We start from the raw sequence: 22,458 nt of genomic DNA on the forward strand, positions 1-22,458 counted from the left end.
GACCAATTGCTCGATTTCGCCGACTGAAACGGTGCAGTGAGTCCCTACATCAGGACTTCTGCAAATAGTCGACTCGATCCGATCGCCAAGCCGACCGCATCATCGACGCGATGCCGGGATTGTTCGCCAGCGACGGGTCCCGCGCGAACAGTGACCGCGCACAGTCCTGCGCGTCGGCGATGATGTCCTCGTCGTCGATGAACGACAGCAACCGCAACCCACTGACCGTGCCCGACTGTGCAGCACCGAGAACGTCGCCCTCGCGACGAGTGGCCAGATCCAGTTTGGCCAACTCGAAACCGTCGTTGGTGGCTGCCACCGCTTCGAGTCGGGCAAAGGAACCGCCGCCAGGGCTGAGGTAGCTGATCATGATGCACAGGCCCTGATGCCCGCCTCGGCCGATCCGACCGCGCAGCTGATGGAGTTGGCTCACGCCGAAGCGGTCGGCGTCCATGATCACCATGACCGTGGCGTTGGGAACGTCGACGCCCACTTCGACCACCGTGGTGCAGACCAGAACGTCGATCTCGCCGGAGTTGAACTCCGACATGGTGATGTCCTTGTCGTCACCCGGCAGCCGACCGTGCAGCAGGCCCACCCGCAGATCGTGCATGGGACCGGTCGAGAGAGTCTCGTACAGGTCCACCGCAGCTGTCGTCTCCGGGCCGTCGTCCGACGTCGCTTTCTTCTTCGTAGCGCCCTTCTTGCCGGTCTCCGAATCCTCGTCGTCGCCGATGCGTGAGCACACCACGTAGGCCTGGCGACCGGCCGCGACCTCCTCGTGAATGCGCTGCCACGCGCGGTCCACCCAACCCGGTTTGCTTCGGGCGGGCACCACGTTGCTGACGATCGGCGATCGGCCCCGAGGTAGTTCGGTCAACACCGAAGTCTCGAGGTCGCCGAGGGTCGACATCGCAATGGTGCGCGGGATGGGTGTTGCCGTCATGACCAGCAGGTGCGGACTGGTGTTCTCACGAGCCTTCGCGCGCAGCGCATCTCGTTGCTCGACGCCGAACCTGTGTTGTTCGTCCACGACCACCATCGCAAGATCGAGGAACTCGACCCGGTCCTCGATCAGCGCGTGCGTGCCGATCACGATGCCCGCGTCACCGGTGACGGCGTCGAGCAGCGCGGACCGCTTGGCCGCAGTGGACATGGAACCGGTCAACAAGGCGACCTTGGTTGCCAGCTCGTGCGATCCGAGTTCCCCACCCGCTGCCAGGCTGCCGAGCATCGACCGAATCGACCGTGCGTGCTGGGATGCGAGAACCTCCGTCGGTGCCAGCAACGCACACTGGTGTCCGGCATCGATCACCTGCAGCATTGCCCGCAACGCAACGATCGTCTTTCCTGAGCCCACCTCACCCTGCAACAGCCGTGACATCGGATGGGGTGCCGACAGGTCGTTGGCGATCTCGGCCGCGACCTCGTGCTGCCCGGCCGTCAACTCGAACGGCAGGCGGCGATCGAACTCGGCGGCGATTCCGTCGGTGATCGGTGGGCATCGCGCAGCCACCCGGGTGGACGCATCGCGTCGACGGTCGGCGAGGACGAGCTGAACGGCGAGAGCCTCGTCGAACTTCAACCGCTCCCGCGCGGAGTCCTTGTCCGCCGCAGTGTCCGGGAAGTGAACCGATCGCAGCGCGGTGTCGATGTCGACGAGACCACGTTCGGCGCGTACCGACTCGGGTAGCGGATCGACCACGTCGTCGAGCTGATCCAGCACGTTCCGTACGCAGCGCATGAACGTCCAGCTCTCGACGTCCTTCGCGGCCGGGTAGATGGGCACGAACGCTCTGTCGAAGACCGACATGTCGACCGCACCCGAGGCGTCGACAGATCCGCGAGCGAGCCCGGCAAGCGTCCCTCCGCCGACGATGCGACCTGCCGGTACGACGGCACCGTCGTTGCCGTCGCCACCCAGAATCACGTAACTGGGGTGCGTGAGATTCCACCGCTTACCGAAGTACTTGACCTTGCCCGAGAACATTCCCCGGCGACCGGGCACGACGACGTGCTTGAGCTTGTGCGGACTGAAGAACGTCGCTTCGATGCGCTGTCCGTCGGCGGCGAGGGTCACGGCGAGGAACTGACCGTTGCGGTTCTTCATCGAACGCAGAGTCGCGGACTCGACCGTGGCGACGATGGTGATGTGCTCGCCCTCGGGCGGCTCCTTCTCCCCCAGCTCCGAACCGTGCGTCATGTATCGGTGTGGATAGTGCCGAAGCAGGTCCTCGACGGTATGTATTCCGAAGACGTCTGCCAGCGGAGCTGCCGCCGCGGCTCCGAGGACGTCGTCGAGTGGGTCCATCAACGTTGCCATTGTCCGAAATTCCCTATTCCACTCCGAATTGCACGAGATCTCCCGGCTGTCCACCTGCGTAGACGACCACGTCGACACCGGGATGCGCGCCCGTCACGTACTCGGCCAGCTGGGCACCGAAGTCCTGCGATGCCTGGGCCCCGACGAGCACTGTCACCATCTCTCCACCGGTGGCCAGGAGCTGATCCAGCAACCGACATCCCGCGTCGAGCGGCCGAGCGGCAACGATCACCACTTCCTGCCCCGCCAGCCCGATGCTGTCCCCCGGCTCGCACATGCCGACCCACGTCAACGAACGCTCGTGGGCGATCCGAAGAGAACCCCACCTCGTCCCCGCAGCTGCCTCGGACATCGTGAACGCATCGTCGACCGCTGCTCTGGCGGCGTCATGGACCGCGAGCGCGGCCAAACCCTGCACCATCGCCGTGCACGGCAACATCACCACGTCCTTACCGTCCGCTCGGGCGGCTGCGCCGACGGCGACCAGCTCCTGCGCCGACAACGCGCCGTTCGGCAGCACCAATACCTCGCGATGCTTCATCCCGACGATCACTCGATGCAGGACCGAGGAGTCGATCGCCTCGTCGCACCGGACCACCGTTGCGCCTTCCTGAACATAGAGATCTGCGGCGCCGTCACCGGCGACCAACGCCAAAATATCGCGACCCACCGACACGGCTCCTCCGCCGCGAGCGCCGGGGACCGACGATTCGGCGAACTCGACCGTACCGAAGCACGAGATACGCACCCCGCGAACATCTCCGGCGGCGATACCGCGATCGACGGCACCGCCCGGATCGGTGGTGTGCACGTGCGCGGACCAAGCTCCGGAACCGTCACCGGCGACCACGACCGAGTCTCCGAGGTCTGCCAGAGCTCGGCGCAGTTCCGCCGCCGTCGCGTCGTTCGGACCGTGCACGACGTAGACCACCTCGTACCCGAGCGGGCGTCCCGCCGCATACCCCGACGTCGCCGGCGCACCGCCGCACTCCGAGGTCGGAGTCGACACGTCGGTGCCTGCCTGCCGTTCGGGCTCGCGTGGGCGTCGGTACCGTCGCCGCGGCGGAGTGCGGCCGATCACCACCTCCACCAACGCATCGACGATGACCGACAGGCCGAGAGCACCCGCGTCGACCACCCCCGCCTCACGGAGGTCGACCAGCTGGTCCGTCGTACTGTCCACAGCGCGGGCCGTGGCCTCGGCTATGTCGACCACCAACGCGGAGAGGGCGACATTGGCATCGTGAGCCGAGGCCTCACGATCGGCGGCGGCCAGAACGGTGAGCATCGTGCCCTCGACCGGAACGCTGACCGCGTCGGCGACCAGCACTCTCGCGCGGCGCAGCATCGCCTGGATCGACACCGTGTCCAGTGGTCCGTCCGCCGCGGCCTCGGCGACGGCACGCAGCAGCTGGGACACGATCACCCCCGAGTTCCCACGCGCACCCGCGACGGCCCCCACGGCAAGTGCCCGCCCCACAGTGCGGGCGTCGGCATCCGGTCCGGCAGCGCGCATCGACTCGACCGCCGCGCGAAGGGTGAACATCAGGTTGGTGCCGGTGTCCGAGTCCGGGATCGGGAACACGTTGAGCGCATCGATCTCGTCGCATCGAGCGGTGAGGGCATCGACGCAGCGGTAGGCCCACCGCCGCAGGGCCGCGGCATCGATCGAATCGAGAACGTCGACCACCTCGAGCAGCCTCCCCCCGCGTCACATCCGCCACCTCGTCCGAACTCCTCGCGGACAGTGCCCGAAGCTTAGTCGGGCAGGATGGGTGGCGCGCCGTACGTGAGCCCTCGAGCAGCGCCTGCCGTGGCGGTTTGGTGATTGCGTGCGTCGCCGCTATTCTTGCAGGGTTGCCTCGAGGCGATCTTCACGCATTGCAATGCTTGCATCTGCTCGTAGTTCGTTTCGATGTCTTCGACCACATGTATCGATCAACATCTATCAAGGAGTTCGCGACTATGGCTGCCGTCTGCGACGTATGCGCCAAGGGGCCCGGCTTCGGTAAGTCGGTCTCGCACTCGCACCGACGGACCAACCGTCGTTGGAACCCGAACATTCAGACCGTTCACGCTCAGGTTGCGCCTGGTAACTCCAAGCGCATGAACGTGTGCACCTCCTGCTTGAAGGCAGGCAAGGTGGTCCGGGGCTGATTTCGGCCTCGCTCTTCGTTTTCCTCCACGGCGTTCCTCGCGTGCGAGAACTGTGCCCCGCCCCCCGTATTCGGAGGCGGGGCACAGTTGTCGGTGCAGTCGAACACTTGGACGTCCATTAGAATTCCGAGCGTGAGTAATTCCGATGACTACAGTCCCAGCAAAGTCAGCGTCGAGGACGGTGTACTGAGAATCATCGTTGCTACCGAAGCCGGCGGTGCCTCTCTCGACCTCCAGGGCATCGAGGAGGGTACGGCGGCACTCCGCTCCATCGTTGCCGGTACCACCGAGATCGGCAGCGTCCTTCTCATCGGCCGAGGTCCCAACTTCTGTGCGGGCGGAAACGTGCACGATTTTGCCGGAGCAGACGATCGCGGCGCATTCGTCGGATCCGTCGCCGACAGCTTCCATGCATTCGTCCGCGAACTGGCCGCCGTCACCGTCCCTGTCGTCGCCGGTGTCCACGGGTGGGCGGCCGGGGCAGGCATGAGTCTGGTCTGTCTCACCGACATCGCCATCGGCGGGCCGTCGACCAAACTACGCCCCGCGTACCCCTCGATCGGATTCACCCCGGACGGAGGAATGTCCTGGACACTCCCCCGAATCGTCGGTTCGGGACGCGCGATGGACATCCTCCTCAACGACTCGATCATCAACGGAGAGGACGCAGTTCGGCTCGGAATCCTCAGCCGGTTGGTGGGCGACGACATCGTCGACAGTGAGGCCGAGCGCCTCGCTCGAACCCTCGCCAACGGGCCGACATCGGCGTACCAGGGCATCAAGACGCTACTTGCGAACTCCGAATCGGCAACTCTGACACAGCAATTGGATGCCGAGTCGGCGTCGATCTCGGCGGCTGCGTCATCTCCTGCCGGAGTCGAGGGTGTCGACGCGTTCATCGAGAAGCGTCGGCCCGATTTCTCCTGATCCGATCACGGCAGCGTTCGATCACGGCAGCGTCCAGTCGATCGGTTCGTCTCCGCCCTCGACCAACAACTCGTTCACACGACTGAAGGGCTTGGAGCCGAAGAACCCGCGTGATGCGGACAGCGGTGACGGGTGCGCGGACTCGATGTACGGAACCGATCCGAGCATGGGCTTCAGAGTCGCGGCGTCACGTCCCCAGAGGATCGCGACCAGCCCGGTCGCGTCGGGATTCTCGGCACGGGCAACGAGTGCTCGAATTGCCTGCTCTGTGACCGCTTCCCATCCCTTCTTCCGGTGCGACGCCGCCTGCCCTGGCTCGACGCTGAGCACCCTGTTGAGCAACATCACACCTCGGTCCGCCCATGGTGTGAGGTCACCGTTGCTCGGAGTGGGCAGACCCAGATCGTCCGAGTACTCCTTGAAGATGTTGTTCAGACTTCGCGGTACCGGCCGCACATCCGGTGCTACGGAAAAGCTCAGCCCCACGGCATGTCCCGGCGTCGGGTACGGGTCCTGACCGACGATGAGCACCCGAACCCGGTCGAAGGGGTAGCGAAACGCCCGCAGTACGTTCTCGCCTGCAGGTAGGTAGTGCCGTCCGGCGGCGAGTTCGGCTCGCAGAAAGTCGCCCATCGCAGCAACATTCGGCTCGACCGGAGCCAGAGCACGCGCCCATCCCGACTCGACACTCTCGGCGAGTGGCCGGGGCGTCACCGGTCGATCCGACGCAAAGCATCGCGGTAGTACGCGGCGTTGGCCGAGTACATCTGCACGTTGATGTCGACATGTCCTTCCGGAACCTGGTAGCCCTCGCGAATCTTCGCGGGTACGCCGAGCGCCATGGAGCGTTCCGGCACAACGAACTTGAACGGCACGACAGCGCCTGCACCGACGATCGAACCCGCCCCGATCTTCGAGCCGTTCAGCACGACCGAGCCCGACGCGATGAGGCAGTTGTCGCCGATGGTCGCGCCCTCGACGTGCGCGTTGTGGCCGAGTACGCACCCGGAACCGATGACCGTTGCGTCTATCGGGGTGCAGTGCACCACAGTTCCGTCCTGCACGTTGGTGCCCTCGCCGACCGAGATGGTGCCGTAGTCGGCTCGCAGAACTGCCGTGGGCCACACCGACGATCCGGCCGCCAAGGTCACTGCCCCGATGACGACCGCGTCGGGATGAACGTAGGCGTCGGGGTGGATGTCGGGTTCTCGATCACCGAGTGCATAGATAGCCATCTCTGCAACTTAGCCGACACGATCGACCCGACCGTGTTCACTCGCTCTCGAAACTCGACCATCCCGACCGACCTGCGTGGACGCGTCCACCGACCGTCACTCGCCCCGCCTGCTCACCGTCCTGGTGCTCGACCCGGCCGATCACCGTCCAGCCCTGCGGAACGGCGGCGGCATCGGGGAAGGTGCCGACGAGTGCATGATCCTCACCGCCGGTGAGTACCCAATCCAGCGGATCGTGCCCCACCTGCGTTGCCGCCGACTGCACTTCACGACCGACCGTCACCAGGGCCGGATCGACATCCAGCCGAACGCCGGACGCCTCTGCGATGTGGCCGAGATCGGCCAACAGCCCGTCGGACACGTCGGTCAGACTGGTCGCACCCGCCTCGGCGGCATCGATCCCGGCGCGATACGGAGGGACGGGCACTCTGTGCGCGTCCACCACGGCGTCGTGGCCGGTTCTGTCCCCGTCCCCGAGCAGTAGTGCCAGTCCTGCCGCCGACCAGCCGAGCCGTCCCGCGTACGCGATGACATCACCGGCCCGCGCTCCCGATCGAAGAACCGGGGCCCGGCCCTGAAGATCGCCGAGAGCAGTGATCGAGATCACCAGTTCCGGCGATTGCACCACATCGCCGCCGACGATGGCCGATCCCGCAGCAACTGCTTCGAGCCACATGCCCTCGTTGAGTCCGTCGGTCACACTCACCGGTGTGTCGGCCGGGCATCCGAGCGAGACGAGAAAGCCCGAGCACTGCGCGCCCATTGCGGCGATGTCCGCGCCGTTCTGCGCTATCGCCTTGCGCCCGATCTGTATCGGACTCGACCAGTCGAGCCGAAAGTGCCTGCCGTGTACCAACATGTCGGTCGACGCCGCGATCCGGCCGTCGGAGGCAGCGACGACTGCCGCGTCGTCGCCCGGCCCGACGATGGTCGACGGTGGTTGCACACGGTCTGCGATGGCGCGGGCGATCACGTCGAATTCGCCGACCTGAGCTACGGTGCGCTCTCTGCCGGTGTCCGAGTCGATGACGGTGTCGTCGATGATGTTCCTCCCTGAGAACGCAGTACGTGCGCGACGGTCTCACGCGGAGCACGCGCCGCGCCTGCGGTACCTTTTAGCGGCGGTCGGGACAGTACCGATGCAGCAGGTTACGTGCGAAGAGAACGTAGTCGACTCAACCTACAGTCGAGAAGTCCGGCAGGGGAAAGGGACCACCGATGGTGCAAGCATTCGTTCTCGTTCAGACCGAGGTCGGCCGTGCGACGGCCGTCGCACACCAGATCGAGGCCGTCGACGGCGTCGTGTCGGCAGAGGCAGTGGTCGGGCCCTACGACGTGATCGCGCGCACCGACGGTGCCTCCGACGCCGAGATCGCCGAGATCGTCTCCCGCATCCAGAAAGTCGATGCCATCACTCGCACCCTCACCTGCCCCGTGGCCCCGCAGTCGACGACGTCCATCGGATAGATCGTGAATTCACCCGACACCGGCAACGACGCCGGCACCGAAGACAGCCCGGCCGAGACCGAGGGCACTCGCGAACAGCGCCATCCTGCAGTCATCGCCACCGCTATCGCGTTACCCGTCGCGCTGGTCGTCGGAGTTCTGGTTGCTGCCATCGCGGTCAACCGCTCACCCGTCCAGGATCCGGTCGCTCTGGGCCCGGTCGATTCCCCCGAAGCCGCGAGTGAGCAGTGCACGACACTGCTCGACGCCTTGCCCGAGAACCTCGGCGACTACACGAGAGCCGAGTTGGCCGACCCGGCCCCGGTCGGAGTCCGCGCGTGGGTCTCGTCCGAGGAGAACGCCGAACCGGTCGTGCTGCGCTGCGGCCTGACCCGGCCGATCGGGTTCGACGTCGCTGCACCCTTGCAGGTGATCAACGGCGTTCAGTGGTTCGAGGTGTCCGGGGAAGACGACGGGATCGACGCCAGCACATGGTTCGTCGTCGATCGCGGTGTCTACGTCGCGTTGACGATTGCGGGCGACTCGGGCCCCACCCCGTTGCAGGACGCGTCCTCGGCCGTGTCGGACGCACTGCCCCAACAACCTCTCGACCCGGCACCTCTGCAGTGAGCGCTGAGCCGCAACAGCTCTAACGCAAACCGGTACCGCGCGCGAGGGCGGTGTCGATCAAGGTGGCGATGAGCGTCGGGTAGTCGACGCCGGATTCGGCCCACATCTTGGGGTACATCGAGATCGAGGTGAACCCGGGCATCGTGTTGATCTCGTTGATGACCGGACCGTTCTCGGTGACGAAGAAGTCCACTCGCGCCAGCCCTTGGCAGTCCAGCGCCCGGAAGGCAGCGACGGCGAGTTCACGAATCCGGTCGCTCGTTGCGTCGTCGAGGGCCGCCGGGATGTCGAACTCGCTGACATCGTCGAGGTACTTGGTGTCGAAATCGTAGAAAGCATGATCGTCGATGTCCGCGTCGGGAATTCGGATCTCGGCGATGGCGCTCGCCCGCACCGTGCCGTCGGGGAACTCGAGTACCCCGCACTCGACCTCGCGGCCGTGGATCATTCCTTCGACGATCACCTTGGGGTCGTGTTCGCGCGCCGCGGCGATCGCGGTCGGGAGTTGCTCCCATGCGGTGATGCGCGAGATTCCTATGGACGATCCGCCACGGGCCGGTTTGACGAAGGCGGGCAGGCCGATTCGGTCACGCTCGGCGGTCGTCAGGTCGTCGACTGCGCGCCGCAGTACGACCTGACGACCGATCGGCAGTCCCTCCGCACCGAGCAGCTTCTTGGTGAATTCCTTGTCCATCCCCGCGGCACTGGCCAACACACCCGGCCCAACATACGGAACGCCGGCCAACTCGAGCAGGCCCTGCAGGGTGCCGTCCTCGCCGTACGGTCCGTGCAGAACCGGGAACACGACGTCGACGGATGCGAGCACCGTCCCGCCTTCCCCCTCGCCGAGGGCGAGCAGTGCGCCTGCGTGGCCCGGGTCCGTACTGAGCGCAAGCGCTGCTCCGGTCTTGTCCACGGTCGGCAGTACCCGGTCGTGAATGCTCAGCGCATCGATGTCGGAGGAGCCCAGTACCCATTTCCCCTCCGGGGTGATCCCTACGGGAACCACCTCGTACGTGGCCGGATCCAGGTTCTGCAGCACGCTACCTGCCGATACACAGGACACAGCGTGCTCGCTGCTGCGGCCACCGAAGACGACGGCAACTTTGATGCGGGGAGTACTCACGATGAGAAACCGTACCGTCGCGGCCGGCCGAACGCGGATTCGCCCTGTTCGTCACGAGACCGCGAACACTGGATCACTCGGGCTTGATACGCCTTCCCAGGAGGTGACCGACCGCCTCCGGAACGGACATGCCGCCGTGGCACACGCGGTGCACGGCATCGGTCAGCGGCATCTCGACGTCGTAGCTCTCGGCGAGCGCACGCACCGACGTACAGGATTTGACGCCCTCGGCGACCTGCCCGTGCGCTGCTTCCTGCGCACTCTCGAGGGAGCCACCCGAACCCAGTCGTTCTCCGAACGTGCGATTACGTGAGAGGGGTGACGAGCAGGTGGCAACCAGGTCGCCCACGCCGGCCAGACCGGACAGCGTCGACGGCGTGGCACCGAGCGCTACTCCGAGGCGGATGATCTCGGCCAGACCCCTGGTCATGATCGACGCGAGGGTGTTCTCGCCGTATCCGACGCCGCTGGCCATTCCGCATGCGAGGGCGATCACGTTCTTGCAGGCACCACCGATCTCGGCACCGATGACGTCGGAATTCGTGTACGGCCTGAAATAGCCGGTGGCACAGGACTTCTGAATCTCGAGGGCTCGTTGGGAATCGGAACACGCGATGACGGTGGCGGCCGGCTGGCCCTCGGCTATCGGACGAGCCAGATTGGGTCCGGACAGACACGCGACCCGGCTGGGATCGGCTCCGGTGACCTGAGCGATCACCTGGCTCATTCGCATGAGCGTTCCCGTCTCGATTCCCTTCGCCAGGGAGAGCAGTGTCGCGTGCGGCGGAATCGACTCGGTCCACGCCTCCAGGTTGGCCCGCAGACTCTGCGACGGCACGGCCAACACCACGATGTCGGCCCCCTCGAGTGCACGAACGGGATCACTCGTCGCGCGGATCGCCGACGGCAGCTCGATTCCAGGCAGGTAGTCCCTGTTCTCGTGGTGGTCGGTGATGGATGCAGCGAGTTCCTCGCGGCGGGCCCACATGGTGACGTCGGTGCCGGCATCGGCCAACACCTTGGCGAATGCGGTTCCCCACGAGCCCGACCCCAGTACCGCTGCTCTGCTCATTGCCGCCAACCCCTCGCTACTTCGCCGATACCCTGTCCACGCGCGCATCACCCTAACTCGCAGACCTGCTCGGGCGGTCGGAGTCGGCACAGATCGGTGACGCTGGCAGGATCGAGCGCCATGGGTGCATCACGAAGTGACGGCGGCGACGCAGTGGCCGCGTCGCCCGACCCCGCCCGCCGCGTCGTCAGGGTTCTGATCGCGGTGAAGGATCTCACCGCTGCGAAGTCGCGCCTGGCGGCGGAGTTCTCGACACTCGATCGGTCACGATTGGTGCTCGCGATGCTCAGCGACACCGTGACGGCGGCGAAGGCGGTGTCGGTGGTGGAATCGGTCACGGTGGTCACCCCCGATCCTCTCGTCGCACGGACCGCGCGCGACATCGGCGCGCGGGTGTTCGATGAACCGACCGGCGATCTCAGTCAGGGACCGGACGAACGCCTCAACCACGCATTCACGGCCGCGGCGCAGGTACTGCGTCACGGTCACGGCGTCGGGGACATCCGCAGGGGTGCGAGCGTCACTGCAGAACACGTCGACATCATCGCCTTGCAAGCCGACCTTCCGGCGATGCGTTCGGCCGAGCTCGCCCAGGCCTACACCGCTGCCCGTCGTGGGGGCAGGTCGCTGGTGGTCGACCATCACGGAACGGGGACCGCGGCACTGATCCTCAAGGACTCCCCCGAGGAACTGGCTCCACTGTTCGGCGGACACTCCGCGCGGCGTCACACCGATTCGGGCGCACAGGAACTCGACGGCTCATGGCCGGGCCTTCGACTGGACGTGGACACCGCCGACGACGTCAGGCGAGCACACCGTCTGGGAGTCGGACCGGCCACCTCGGCCGTGCTGCACTCGCTCGGGTGGAGTGGAGAAGCGTCCGCGACGACTGCGTGAGGAGGGCGGACAACGGCGCGTGCCGGTGAACACGGCACCGAGTTCGGCCATCGGAGTTTCACCGACGCCGGGTATGGGGGATGATCGTGCGGTGAGCAAAGAAGACGCGCAGCCAGCGATGGAAGATCCGCCGATCGAAACCGGAAAGGGCACCGGTTCGGAGACGGCGTGGAGCGCTCCGATCGCGTCTACGATGCCCGACATCCCCCAGGCGCTACCGGCTGCCACACCGGAGTCCGTCGATGCCGCCACTGTTCTCCCCGAAAATCGCTATCTCAACCGAGAATTGAGCTGGCTCGATTTCAACTCGCGTGTCCTTGCGCTCGCCCAGGACTCGTCGCTGCCCCTGCTCGAGCGCGCGAAGTTTCTCGCCATCTACGCGTCCAATCTCGACGAGTTCTACATGGTTCGGGTTGCCGGCCTCAAACGCCGCGACGAAACCGGCCTGTCGGTTCGGTCAGCCGACGGGATGACCCCTCGTGAGCAGCTCGCGGTGATCGGTCAACGCACCCAGGAGCTCGCGCTCAAACATGCGCGAGTGCTGTTGGATTCGATCCTGCCCGAGCTCACCGCCGAGGGCATCGCGATCATCCGGTGGTCCGACTTGGACAGCGACGAGCGCACGCGGCTTTCGGAGTATTTCACCGAGCAGGTCTTTCCGGTTCTGACGCCGCTGGCCGTCGACCCGGCTCACCCTTTTCCGTACATCAGTGGCTTGAGCCTCAATCTCGCTGTGACGGTGAAGGATTACTCCACAACGGGCGAGCACTTCGCCCGCGTGAAGGTTCCCGACAACGTCGATCGCTTCGTGCGGGTCAAGCGCGGCGAGGGCAATCACCGCATCGACGCCTTCCTCTCGATGGAGGAATTGATCTCGGCGCACCTCGACGTGCTCTTCCCCGGCATGGAGGTCGTCGAGTCTCACGCGTTCCGCATCACGCGCAACGCCGATTTCGAGGTCGAGGAAGACCGCGACGAGGACCTCCTGCAGGCCCTGGAGCGCGAGCTCGCGCGCAGGCGATTCGGATCGCCCGTCCGCCTCGAGATCGCCGACGACATGACCGAGCACATGCTCGAATTGCTGCTTCGTGAACTCGATGTCGATCCAGGAGACGTCATTCAGGTTCCCGGACTGCTCGACCTGTCGTGCCTGTGGCAGGTCTACGGTGTCGACCGCCCCAACCTCAAGGATGCCCCCTTCGTCCCGGCGACTCACGCGGCCTTCGGTGAGCGCGAGACCCCCAAGAGCGTCTTCTCCACCCTGCGCGACGGCGACGTCCTGGTACATCATCCGTACGATTCCTTCTCCACCAGCGTGCAACGCTTCATCGAGCAAGCAGCGGCCGACCCGCAAGTACTCGCCATCAAGCAGACGCTCTATCGAACCTCGGGTGATTCCCCGATCGTCAACGCGCTCGTCGATGCTGCCGGAGCGGGCAAGCAGGTCGTTGCACTGGTCGAGATCAAGGCGCGATTCGACGAACAGGCCAACATCGAGTGGGCACGCAAGCTCGAAAAGGCGGGGGTGCACGTGGTGTACGGCCTCGTCGGCCTCAAGACGCACTGCAAGACCTGCTTGGTCGTGCGCAGAGAGGGGTCCGTCATCCGTCGGTACTGCCACATCGGTACCGGCAACTACAACCCCAAGACAGCGCGAATCTACGAGGATGTCGGCCTGCTGACGTCATCGCCCGAGATCGGGGCCGACCTCACCGATCTGTTCAACTCGCTCACCGGATACTCGCGAAAGTCCAAGTACCGCAACCTTCTCGTTGCTCCGTACGGAGTGCGCCGCGGGATCGTCGAGCGCATCGAGGCCGAGGTCGAACACCTCAAGGATGGCCGTGCGGCCGGAATTCGCCTCAAGGCCAACGCCTTGGTCGACGAGCAGGTCATCGACGCGCTCTACCGAGCGTCGATGGCAGGAGTTCCGGTGAAGGTGGTGGTGCGCGGAATCTGCGCACTCAAGCCAGGAGTTCCCGGTCTGTCGGAGAACATCGAGGTTCGTTCCATCCTCGGCCGATTCCTGGAGCACTCCCGAGTTCTGCACTTCCAGGGTGCCGACGAATTCTGGATCGGCAGCGCAGACATGATGCACCGCAACCTCGATCGTCGAGTCGAGGTGATGGCGCAGGTCAAGGATCCGCGACTGGCGAATCAACTGGGCGACATCTTCGATTCGGCGCTCGATCCCACCACGCGGTGCTGGGAGTTGGGACCGGACGGCGGCTGGGTCGCGTCTCCGGCTCGGGGTGAAAAGGTTCGTGAGCATCAGGTGGACCTGATGCGCAGTCGGAGGAATCAGGCGTCTTGATGGGCGCTTCCGACGGCTCTCCCCGCGCCAACATCTTTGCGGCGGGCTCGATCTTGTGGCGACGTTCACCGAGCGCCGACTCGGCCGTCGAGGTCGCCTTGGTCCACCGGCCGAAGTACGACGACTGGTCGTTCCCCAAGGGGAAGCTCGATCCCGGTGAAACAGCCGTCGACGCCGCGGTCCGAGAGGTCAAGGAAGAGACCGGATTCGAATCTCGACTCGGACGGTCACTGTCCTACGTGACGTATCCGATCCCTGGGCACCGACGGGTCAAGAAAGTCCTGTACTGGGCGGCCGAGGTCACCGGCGGCGAGTTCGTCCCCAATGCCGAGGTGGACGAACTGCGTTGGATCGCACCGGAGGCCGTCGGTCGCGAACTCTCGTATCCCATGGACCACAAGATCCTTCGTCGGTTCGTGGCCAAGCCCGCCGACACCTCGACCGTGCTGTTGGTTCGGCACGGCAGCGCGGGCTCGCGGTCGAGGTTCAAGGGCAACGACGTCGATCGCCCTCTCGACAAGACCGGACGACGGCAGGCCGAATCGTTGGTAGCGTTGCTCCGCGCCTTCGGCGGTGATGCTGTGTACGCAGCCGACCGCGCGCGATGCGTCCAGACGGTCGCCCCCTTCGCAGAATCGTTGGGAGTGGACATTCTTCCCGAGCATCTGTTGTCCGAGGAGGGGTACGCCGATGACCCACGCAAAGGCCGTCATCGCGCACGAGAGATCGCCGAACTACCCGGCACCCCGGTGGTCTGCAGCCAAGGCAAGGTGATCCCGGACCTGATGCGCTGGTGGGCAGACAAGGACGGAATCACGTTGCCTGCCAACAGAAATCGCAAGGGAAGCGTGTGGGTGCTCTCGCGTCACGACGGCAGGCTCGTGTCGGCCGACCACATCGCCAGTCCCCTACCCACCCTCACTGCGGACGGCTGAACGCGCGGGCACGAACCGCAAAATGGCCCCCGACTCGATTCTCGAGTCGGGGGCCATTCTGACGACTTCGCACAGCCGCACTGCCGTATTCACCGCAGTGTCGAAGCGGTGGGAGCAGGCAGGCTCTACTTCTTGGCTGCGCGCTTTGCCGGAGCCTTCTTCGCGGGAGCCTTCTTTGCCGGGGCCTTCTTGGCGACGGTCTTCTTCGCTGCCGTTTTCGCCGGAGCCTTCTTGGCGGGGGCAGCAGTCGTTGCAGCCTTGCGCGCTGTCGTCTTGGCCGGAGCCTTCTTGGCAGCTGCCGCGGTGGTCTTGCGCGCGGTGGTCTTGGCCGGTGCCGCCTTCTTGGCGGCGGTCTTGGCCGGTGCCGCCTTCTTGGCAGCCGTCTTGGCCGGAGCAGCCTTCTTGGCAGCTGCGGTGGTTGCCTTGCGGGCAGTCGACTTCACGGCCGCCTTCTTGGCAGCCGTCTTCTTCGCAGCGGCAGTCTTCTTGGCCGGAGCCGCAGCCGAACCGCGCTTGACGGCAGGACCGCTGGCGGGCAGCTTCTGTCCGCCGGCGATGACAGCCTTGAACTGAGCACCCGGACGGAATGCCGGAACATTGGTCGGCTTCACGCGAACGGTCTCACCGGTGCGGGGGTTGCGGGCGACACGCGCTGCGCGACGACGCTGTTCGAACACGCCGAAGCCCGTGATCGTGACGCTCTCGCCGCGGTGCACTGCGCGCACGATGGTGTCGACGATGTTCTCGACAGCCTCTGTGGCGCTCCGCCTGTCAGACCCCAACTTCTCGGTCAGGGCGTCGATCAGCTCTGCCTTGTTCATGGATTTCCTCCGCTATATTGTGGCCCATCGTCGGACCGACTACTACAACGGTAAACCCCAAGTCGTCAAGAGTCTATGCGCCACGCCAATTTTCATTCCGGCGTCGCGGAATGCTTCACGGCCGCAAAGCGTGTCGGACCCCCACCCGGTCAGCTTTAGGAGGGCGTCTCGATCCGCGCCGGAAGCGTCAGGGGTTTGTATGAAGGCCTTGACTTTTCGTACTCCGTAATGGCCTCTACCTGGCGTAATGTCAATCCGATGTCGTCCAGACCTTCCAGCAGACGCCACCTCGTGTAGTCGTCAATCGCGAAGCGCACCACCAAGGTTCCAGCCGTGACGGTCTTATCGACGAGGTCGACGATTATCTCCAGACCGGGCTGTTCTTCTAAGGCTTTCCACAGCAATTCGACGTCCGATTGCTCGACCTCGGCCGCCACCAAGCCGGCTTTGCCCATGTTTCCGCGGAAGATATCGGCAAATCTGGATGCGATGACGACCCTGAAACCGAAGTCCGACAGCGCCCAGACAGCGTGCTCGCGTGACGATCCCGTGCCGAAGTCCGGCCCGGCAACGAGAACCGATCCACGGTCGTAGGGCTCGAGGTTCAAGATGAAGTTCGGATCGGATCGCCAACCGGCGAACAACCCGTCCTCGAATCCGGTGCGGGTCACTCGTTTGAGATAGACCGCCGGAATGATCTGATCCGTGTCGACATTGGACCGCCGGAGCGGAACGCCGATGCCTTTGTGTCGAGTGAAAGCTTCCATCGAAATTTCTCCTGTGAGTTCGATCGATCCGGGCGGGGGACTCGCTGCTACGCGAGATCCGCCGGAGAGGACAGGGTTCCGCGAACTGCAGTGGCCGCCGCGACCAAAGGCGACACGAGGTGAGTGCGACCGCCTTTGCCCTGACGTCCCTCGAAATTGCGGTTGGACGTAGACGCCGAACGTTCTCCCGAAGTGAGCTGATCGGGGTTCATCCCCAGACACATCGAGCAGCCGGCCTGCCGCCACTCGGCCCCTGCTGCGGTGAAGATCTCACCGAGCCCTTCCTCTTCGGCCTGCGCGCGCACCCGCATCGACCCGGGTACCACCAGCATTCGCACGCCGTCTGCGACGCGACGCCCCTCGAGGACGGACGCCACTGCGCGCAGATCCTCGATGCGGCCGTTGGTGCAGGAGCCCACGAACACGGTGTCGACGGAAATCTCGCGGATCGGTGTCCCTGCTTCGAGACCCATGTACTGCAAGGCCTTCTGGGCCGACACACGCTCGCCCTCGTCCAGCATGGCCTCCGGATCGGGCACGGTGTCCCCCAACGGAGCACCTTGACCCGGGTTCGTCCCCCAGGTGACGAACGGCGTCAGAGTGCTCGCATCGATGTGTACCTCGTTGTCGAACACCGCATCCGCGTCGGTCGCCAGTTCGTTCCACGCGGCCACCGCAGCATCCCACTCCGCCCCCTGGGGCGCGTGTGGCCGTCCCTTCAAATATTCGTACGTGATCTCGTCGGGTGCGATCATGCCCGCGCGCGCCCCGGCCTCGATCGACATGTTGCAGATGGTCATTCGGGCTTCCATCGACAACTTGCGGATGGCCTCACCGCGATACTCGAGCACGTATCCCTGACCGCCTCCGGTGCCGATCTTGGCGATCACCGCGAGAATCAGATCCTTGCTCGTCACGCCCGGAGCCAATTCTCCGTCGACGGTGATGGCCATGGTCTTGAACGGTCGCAGAGACAGAGTCTGGGTCGCCATCACATGCTCGACCTCGCTGGTGCCGATTCCCATTGCGATCGAACCGAATGCGCCGTGCGTCGAGGTGTGACTGTCTCCGCACACGATCGTCATACCCGGCTGGGTCAGACCGAGCTGCGGGCCGATGATGTGGACGATGCCCTGATCGAGATCTCCCATCGGGTACAACCGAACTCCGAACTCCTCGCAGTTGCGGCGAAGGGTGTCGACCTGGGTGCGTGAGACGAGATCGGCAATGGGCGCGAAGATGTCGGCCGTCGGGACGTTGTGGTCCTCCGTTGCGATCGTCAGGTCCGGGCGTCGAAGCTCGCGGCCGGCCAACCGCAGACCATCGAATGCCTGCGGGCTGGTGACCTCGTGCACGAGGTGCAGATCGATGTAGATCAGATCCGGCTCACGTGCACCGCCTTCTCCCCCACCGGGGACGACCACATGTTGGTCCCACACCTTCTCCGCCAGCGTCTTCGGCGCTTGCGCCACGGACGCATCGGATTTCGTCGTTTCGGACATCGCTGTCGCAGACCTCGTCTTCCCTGTCGTCGCGCCGGCGGACGGGCTGGTCCACCTCGCGTGATCGTCTCGCCATCATCCCCCGCGGCACGCTGGACTTCTCGCAGTTGTGCAATCTCAGCATTCGGGAGGCTAATATCGTTCTATGAGACAGCATAGCCTGGGCGGCCTCGTCGACAAATCGAGTGGCATCGGGGTACTCGACAAGGCGATGGCGGTGCTGCACGCGGTGGCCGAGAAGCCCTGCAATCTGGGCGACCTGTGCGCTCGAACCGGCCTGCCCCGCGCCACCGCCCACCGCCTCGCCGTCGGCCTCGAGTCCCACAGACTTCTCGTTCGCGATGCCGACGGCCTGTGGCGCACCGGTCCGGCACTCGGGGAACTGGCGGCCAGCGCGTCTGACGCGTTACTCGAGGCCGCCGCATCGGTACTGCCTCGGCTTCGCGAAATCACCGGCGAGAGCGTGCAGATCTACCGCCGCGAGGGGACCGTACGCGTCTGTGTCGCATCCATGGAGCCTCCGACCGGTCTCCGAGATACCGTGCTCGTCGGTGCCCGGCTACCCATGACAGCCGGCTCCGGTGCCAAAGTGCTTCTTGCGTGGGCAGATTCGCAGACCCAACGCACAGTGCTGCCGGACGCCGAATTCGGCGAACGGGTCCTGCTGGAGATCCGCAGGCGAGGGTGGGCACAGAGCGCAGGTGAACGTGAGCCGGGCGTCGCCAGCGTCGCCGCGCCGGTGCGCGACAGCAACGACACTGTGGTGGCCGCGATCTCGGTGTCCGGCCCGATCGACCGCATCGGACGCAAGCCGGGCGCACGCTGGGCAGCAGACCTGCTCGCCGCAGCCGACGCGCTGCACAAGCGCCTCTGAGCGCCGCACCGAGGCCGATCGACTGCAGCACGAAAAAACCGGCTGAAGAGGCCGCGGAAGTGGAGTACGTTCGTCTCGAACGGCCCACCCGGCCGGTCGCCGACTGCGAGGAGTGCCCCATGTCAGAATCCGGCAGCGAAGAATTGAAGAAGAAGTTCCGCGAGGTTCTCGAACAGAAGAACAGCAGATCGCACAATTCCGTCGATCACAAGGACGGTGGCCCCAAGGTGAACAACGTCCACGGTCCGGCCGATCACCAGAAGATGTTCCGTCGCAAGAGCGTCTGACGCGAAGCGAGACCACCGCACAGCCGAAACGACGGTCACACCGAAACGACAGCACCCCCTCGATCCGGAGATCGAGGGGGTGCTGTCTTCGTAGCCCCGACGGGATTCGAACCCGCGCTACCGCCTTGAGAGGGCGGCGTCCTAGGCCGCTAGACGACGGGGCCAGGAACTTCACCTGCATTGTTTACGCTGTATCGAACACGTGATGCTGAGGTAGCTTAACTGCCTCGGCATCGGCGACAAAATCGCCGCTCACCTGCTCGCTGGGGTACCAGGACTCGAACCTAGAATGGCGGTACCAGAAACCGCTGTGTTGCCAATTACACCATACCCCAATGGACTTGAATCGAAATGCGCATCCGATCGATGTGCACTGCGTTTCGAGCCGGGATAGAGACTATCAAAGGTCACTACCCATTCTCCAAATCGGCTGCTCAGAGCCCTGGTAACCGCCCTCGACTGCCCGCGATACCGGCTCGAACACCACCGCGTGAACGCAGAACCCGCGCACCGTCCGCCGCCGAGCATGAAGCAGACTTCAGTTTCGTGAGCGTTCTCGAAGTTCGCAGACGCCGATGAAGGTGCTGCTCGTTCCCCAGGGCAACCGTGCGGTGCTGATCCGCCTCGACGAGGACGGCTCCCCGTCCGGCGGCAGTTCCCCTGCCGAAGAGGTCACCGACGATCTGGTGGGCTCCGTGGCCGCCATCGAGCGAGAGCACGCTCCCCGTTGGGTGTGGGAGGACACGAGCCGCATCTACCCGCGACTGCTCGACGGTGGGGTGCGGGTGCGGCGCTGCCATGATCTCGCCCTCGTCGATGCCATTCTCGCGATGCGAACGGGGCGCACTACGGTGCCGTCGACACCCGCAGACCTTCGACCCGGATTGTTCGACGCCGACCCGCAGGCCGATCCCGTGGCAGTGCTCGCCGACTATCGCCGTCAGAACGAGGAGATCGGTGACGATCGGGCGCTGCAGCTGTTGGCGGCCGCCGAATCGGCCGGAAGTCTGGCCGCGGCGGAGATGACGTTCGACGGATTGCCGTTCTCGGCCGCCGCGCATCGGCGGCACCTCGACGCGATGCTCGGTGCGAGGCCGGTCGACGGTTCGACTCCCCCCGCATTGGTGAAGCTCGAGAACGAGATCTCGTCGGCGTTCGGGCGCCGCGTGAACCCTGGCTCACCCGCGGAGGTGGTCGCCGCTTTCGCGCGCGCCGGGATCGAGCTCACATCCACTCGCGCACACATGATCCGAGACATCGACCATCCTGCGGTGCCGCTGCTGCTTCGCCACCGAGATCTGTCGAAACTACACAGCACCAACGGGTGGGCATGGTTGGACGCGTGGGTTCGCGGGGATCGTTTTCGGCCGGTCTACGTCCCCGGGGCCGTCGTCTCCGGCCGCTGGGCGAGCCGCGGCGGTGGGGGTTTGCAGATCCCGAAACCGCTGCGCGCCAGCGTGATCGCCGACCCCGGGCACACCTTCGTTGCGGCCGACGCCGGCCAGTTGGAGCCGCGCATTCTCGCCGCGATGTCGGGTGACCCACGCATGGTCGCCGCTGCGGGCACAGCGGATCTCTACGCCCCCGTCGCGGCCGAGTCGTTCGACGGTGATCGTGCACGAGCCAAGGTCGCGGTTCTCGGAGTGCTGTACGGCGCGACGTCGGGCGAGGCTCGTTCGTTGCTGACTCGCCTACGCGCGAGATTTCCCGAGGCGGTGGCGGTCGTGGAAGAGGCAGCGCGGGCCGGTGAGCGCGGCGAGGTGGTCCGGTCATGGCTGGGCCGAGCCTGCCCTCCCCCTCCGCCGCAGTGGTGGTCCACCGGTGACGCCCATGCCCGTGGCCGATTCACCCGCAACTTCGTGGTGCAGGCGACCGCAGCCGAATGGGCTCTGTGCCTGTTGGCAGATCTACGCGGACGGTTGTGGTCGAGCAGAAGCGAATTGGTGTTCTTTCAACACGACGAAGTGGTGGTGCATTGTCCACTCGACGACGCACCGTGGGTAGCCGAGGCCGTTGCGGCGGCGGCAGACTCGGCTACGCGTCTGATGTTCGGTGACACGGCGGTGCGCTTTCCGATGGAGACCAGGATCGACCGCTTCTACGGTGCCCCGGCTGCCGAGCCGGACGTCGAGTCGGAGTCCGACTGAGCACTCGGTGGATCCTCGAACGTCACGTCGATTTCCTCGAACGCAGTACTGCGCTGCGCTTCTGCCTGCCCGGTGTAGGTGAGTTTGTCACCTTCGGTCAGTTCGACGTCGTCGGTGAACGGAGCCAGCAGAGCGCGCGGGAACAGCCTGTCGACACGAACCACGTTGATCTCGATGCAGATCACGATCGATATCGAGGTCACGTACAGAAAGGCCAACAGCCCGAGCACGACCGCAAAGACACCGTTCGTCACGGACGCACTCCCGGCCACGTACTTCACGTAGACACCGCCGAAGGTCTGTAACAGCTGCCACGTCAGGCCGGCCGCGACGGCACCCGGCCACACCTGTCCGACCGACACCGGACGCACTGTCGCGAGCCTGAACGCAACGATGAACACTCCGACGTAGAGCAGGGTGCCCATCACGAACACCACCAGGCCGGATTCCGGGCCGAAATAGCCCGCGGCACTGAGCACATTGACTGCCGTGATCCCCAGGACAGCCAAACCGACTGTGCTCAGCAAACCCAATCCACGCACCCGGGCCCGAATGGGATCGGGCCGTATGTTCTTCGGTACGGCCCATGCGGTGTTCATCGCGTTCTGCAGCGCAACCGACACACCGAGCCCGCCGTACAGCGACCCGAGGATACCCACCGTCAGACCAACCGTGCCGCCACCGATACGTTCGGGACGCCCCAGTTCGTCCCCGATCGCCGGGATCTGACCGAGAGCCGAGTTCAGGATCTGTTGTTGCAGCTCCGGATTGCCCATCAACACGATGCCCAGAATCACGGAGAAGAGCAGCAGCGCAGGAAAGAGCGAGACGAACGCGTAGTACGTGATCAGAGCAGCCAGGTATCCACCCTGATCGTCGACGAACTTGTAGACCACCGCTATGGGAAAGCCGAGGGCCGGACGCCTGCGCTGAAGCCGATCCAGTCGGTCGGCGACGCTCATTCGCGGTGTTCCTGGACGACCTGTCTGCGTCGGCAG

General features: G+C 65.2%; 21 protein-coding genes and 2 tRNA genes. 10 read left to right on the top strand and 13 right to left on the bottom strand.

The features are described 5' to 3' along the window. Positions 1-49: 49 nt before the first annotated feature. Positions 50-2,323 carry an ATP-dependent DNA helicase RecG gene (gene recG, locus AABD04_RS14310; RefSeq protein ID WP_243593397.1) on the bottom strand — a complete coding sequence of 758 codons (2,274 nt, stop codon included), beginning with the start codon at positions 2,321-2,323 and terminating at the stop codon, positions 50-52. A gap of 13 nt (positions 2,324-2,336) precedes the next feature. Next, complete coding sequence (locus AABD04_RS14315) at positions 2,337-4,013, bottom strand: DAK2 domain-containing protein (protein ID WP_341441570.1); 1,677 nt, start codon at positions 4,011-4,013, stop codon at positions 2,337-2,339. Between the two features lie 275 nt (positions 4,014-4,288). Here AABD04_RS14315 and rpmB point away from each other — a divergent pair, with 275 nt between their 5' ends. Then, positions 4,289-4,480, top strand: a complete 192-nt coding sequence (gene rpmB / locus AABD04_RS14320) for a 50S ribosomal protein L28 (protein WP_008717389.1) — start codon at positions 4,289-4,291, stop codon at positions 4,478-4,480. A 132-nt stretch (positions 4,481-4,612) separates the two neighbouring features. Beyond that, entirely contained in the window at positions 4,613-5,407 is a 795-nt protein-coding gene (locus AABD04_RS14325; protein WP_341441572.1) for an enoyl-CoA hydratase/isomerase family protein, read from the top strand. Between the two features lie 21 nt (positions 5,408-5,428). Here AABD04_RS14325 and AABD04_RS14330 read toward each other — a convergent pair whose 3' ends face one another. Genes AABD04_RS14330 through AABD04_RS14340 form a run of 3 tightly spaced genes read right to left on the bottom strand, consistent with a single transcriptional unit; the run spans position 5,429 to position 7,615 of the window. After that, the gene (locus AABD04_RS14330) at positions 5,429-6,121 is read right to left on the bottom strand and encodes a uracil-DNA glycosylase (RefSeq protein WP_341441573.1); all 693 of its coding nucleotides are present in this window, start codon (positions 6,119-6,121) and stop codon (positions 5,429-5,431) included. Next, complete coding sequence (locus tag AABD04_RS14335; RefSeq protein ID WP_243593405.1) at positions 6,118-6,642, bottom strand: gamma carbonic anhydrase family protein; 525 nt, start codon at positions 6,640-6,642, stop codon at positions 6,118-6,120. The genes AABD04_RS14330 and AABD04_RS14335 overlap by 4 nt, the downstream gene beginning before the upstream one ends. Positions 6,643-6,679: 37 nt before the next feature. Further along, the gene (locus tag AABD04_RS14340; RefSeq protein WP_374230216.1) at positions 6,680-7,615 is read right to left on the bottom strand and encodes a thiamine-phosphate kinase; all 936 of its coding nucleotides are present in this window, start codon (positions 7,613-7,615) and stop codon (positions 6,680-6,682) included. 245 nt (positions 7,616-7,860) lie between these two features. Between AABD04_RS14340 and AABD04_RS14345 the strand changes: the two genes are divergently transcribed. Continuing rightward, positions 7,861-8,109, top strand: a complete 249-nt coding sequence (locus AABD04_RS14345; RefSeq protein ID WP_341441574.1) for an Lrp/AsnC ligand binding domain-containing protein — start codon at positions 7,861-7,863, stop codon at positions 8,107-8,109. Between the two features lie 3 nt (positions 8,110-8,112). Further along, positions 8,113-8,718, top strand: coding sequence for a DUF3515 domain-containing protein (locus tag AABD04_RS14350; protein ID WP_341441575.1), 606 nt, complete (start codon positions 8,113-8,115; stop codon positions 8,716-8,718). Between the two features lie 19 nt (positions 8,719-8,737). On the opposite strand, the gene AABD04_RS14355 is transcribed toward AABD04_RS14350, so the two are convergent. After that, positions 8,738-9,844, bottom strand: a complete 1,107-nt coding sequence (locus AABD04_RS14355; protein WP_341441576.1) for a D-alanine--D-alanine ligase family protein — start codon at positions 9,842-9,844, stop codon at positions 8,738-8,740. A gap of 73 nt (positions 9,845-9,917) precedes the next feature. Continuing rightward, complete coding sequence (locus AABD04_RS14360; protein ID WP_243593409.1) at positions 9,918-10,916, bottom strand: NAD(P)H-dependent glycerol-3-phosphate dehydrogenase; 999 nt, start codon at positions 10,914-10,916, stop codon at positions 9,918-9,920. Positions 10,917-11,036: 120 nt separating this feature from the next. On the opposite strand from AABD04_RS14360, the gene cofC reads away from it, so the two are divergent. From cofC to AABD04_RS14375, 3 genes are all read left to right on the top strand, one after another. Next, positions 11,037-11,813 (top strand): 2-phospho-L-lactate guanylyltransferase, encoded by a 777-nt coding sequence (gene cofC, locus AABD04_RS14365; protein WP_243609774.1) that lies wholly within the window; start codon positions 11,037-11,039, stop codon positions 11,811-11,813. Positions 11,814-12,006: 193 nt separating this feature from the next. After that, positions 12,007-14,127, top strand: a complete 2,121-nt coding sequence (locus AABD04_RS14370) for an RNA degradosome polyphosphate kinase (RefSeq protein ID WP_243593629.1) — start codon at positions 12,007-12,009, stop codon at positions 14,125-14,127. Continuing rightward, the gene (locus AABD04_RS14375) at positions 14,127-15,062 is read left to right on the top strand and encodes an NUDIX hydrolase (protein WP_243593411.1); all 936 of its coding nucleotides are present in this window, start codon (positions 14,127-14,129) and stop codon (positions 15,060-15,062) included. Before AABD04_RS14370 ends, AABD04_RS14375 begins: the two co-directional genes overlap by 1 nt. Before the next feature lie 125 nt (positions 15,063-15,187). Here AABD04_RS14375 and AABD04_RS14380 read toward each other — a convergent pair whose 3' ends face one another. The 3 genes from AABD04_RS14380 to leuC form a co-directional block, all read right to left on the bottom strand. Then, on the bottom strand, positions 15,188-15,883 hold the full coding sequence (locus AABD04_RS14380) for an HU family DNA-binding protein (RefSeq protein WP_243593412.1): 696 nt from the start codon (positions 15,881-15,883) through the stop codon (positions 15,188-15,190). Between the two features lie 155 nt (positions 15,884-16,038). Beyond that, positions 16,039-16,650 (bottom strand): 3-isopropylmalate dehydratase small subunit, encoded by a 612-nt coding sequence (gene leuD, locus AABD04_RS14385; protein ID WP_341441577.1) that lies wholly within the window; start codon positions 16,648-16,650, stop codon positions 16,039-16,041. 47 nt (positions 16,651-16,697) lie between these two features. Then, positions 16,698-18,152 (bottom strand): 3-isopropylmalate dehydratase large subunit, encoded by a 1,455-nt coding sequence (leuC, locus tag AABD04_RS14390; protein ID WP_243609772.1) that lies wholly within the window; start codon positions 18,150-18,152, stop codon positions 16,698-16,700. A 145-nt stretch (positions 18,153-18,297) separates the two neighbouring features. Here leuC and AABD04_RS14395 point away from each other — a divergent pair, with 145 nt between their 5' ends. Together AABD04_RS14395 and AABD04_RS14400 are read left to right on the top strand one after the other, a co-directional pair. Next, the gene (locus tag AABD04_RS14395; RefSeq protein WP_243593415.1) at positions 18,298-19,026 is read left to right on the top strand and encodes an IclR family transcriptional regulator; all 729 of its coding nucleotides are present in this window, start codon (positions 18,298-18,300) and stop codon (positions 19,024-19,026) included. A gap of 119 nt (positions 19,027-19,145) precedes the next feature. Beyond that, on the top strand, positions 19,146-19,313 hold the full coding sequence (locus AABD04_RS14400; protein WP_243609771.1) for a DUF5302 domain-containing protein: 168 nt from the start codon (positions 19,146-19,148) through the stop codon (positions 19,311-19,313). Between the two features lie 91 nt (positions 19,314-19,404). On the opposite strand, the gene AABD04_RS14405 is transcribed toward AABD04_RS14400, so the two are convergent. Both AABD04_RS14405 and AABD04_RS14410 read right to left on the bottom strand, forming a co-directional pair. Then, positions 19,405-19,477: transfer RNA gene (locus AABD04_RS14405), tRNA-Glu, on the bottom strand. A gap of 99 nt (positions 19,478-19,576) precedes the next feature. Next, positions 19,577-19,648, bottom strand: a tRNA-Gln gene (locus AABD04_RS14410). A gap of 240 nt (positions 19,649-19,888) precedes the next feature. On the opposite strand from AABD04_RS14410, the gene AABD04_RS14415 reads away from it, so the two are divergent. Beyond that, on the top strand, positions 19,889-21,460 hold the full coding sequence (locus AABD04_RS14415; RefSeq protein WP_341441578.1) for a bifunctional 3'-5' exonuclease/DNA polymerase: 1,572 nt from the start codon (positions 19,889-19,891) through the stop codon (positions 21,458-21,460). Here AABD04_RS14415 and AABD04_RS14420 read toward each other — a convergent pair. Further along, positions 21,412-22,422, bottom strand: a complete 1,011-nt coding sequence (locus AABD04_RS14420; protein ID WP_341441579.1) for a YihY/virulence factor BrkB family protein — start codon at positions 22,420-22,422, stop codon at positions 21,412-21,414. The two genes, AABD04_RS14415 and AABD04_RS14420, sit on opposite strands and share 49 nt — an antisense overlap. Between the last annotated feature and the right edge of the window lie 36 nt (positions 22,423-22,458).

This window comes from Rhodococcoides navarretei (assembly GCF_038069675.1).
Taxonomy (GTDB): Bacteria; Actinomycetota; Actinomycetes; order Mycobacteriales; family Mycobacteriaceae; genus Rhodococcoides; species Rhodococcoides navarretei.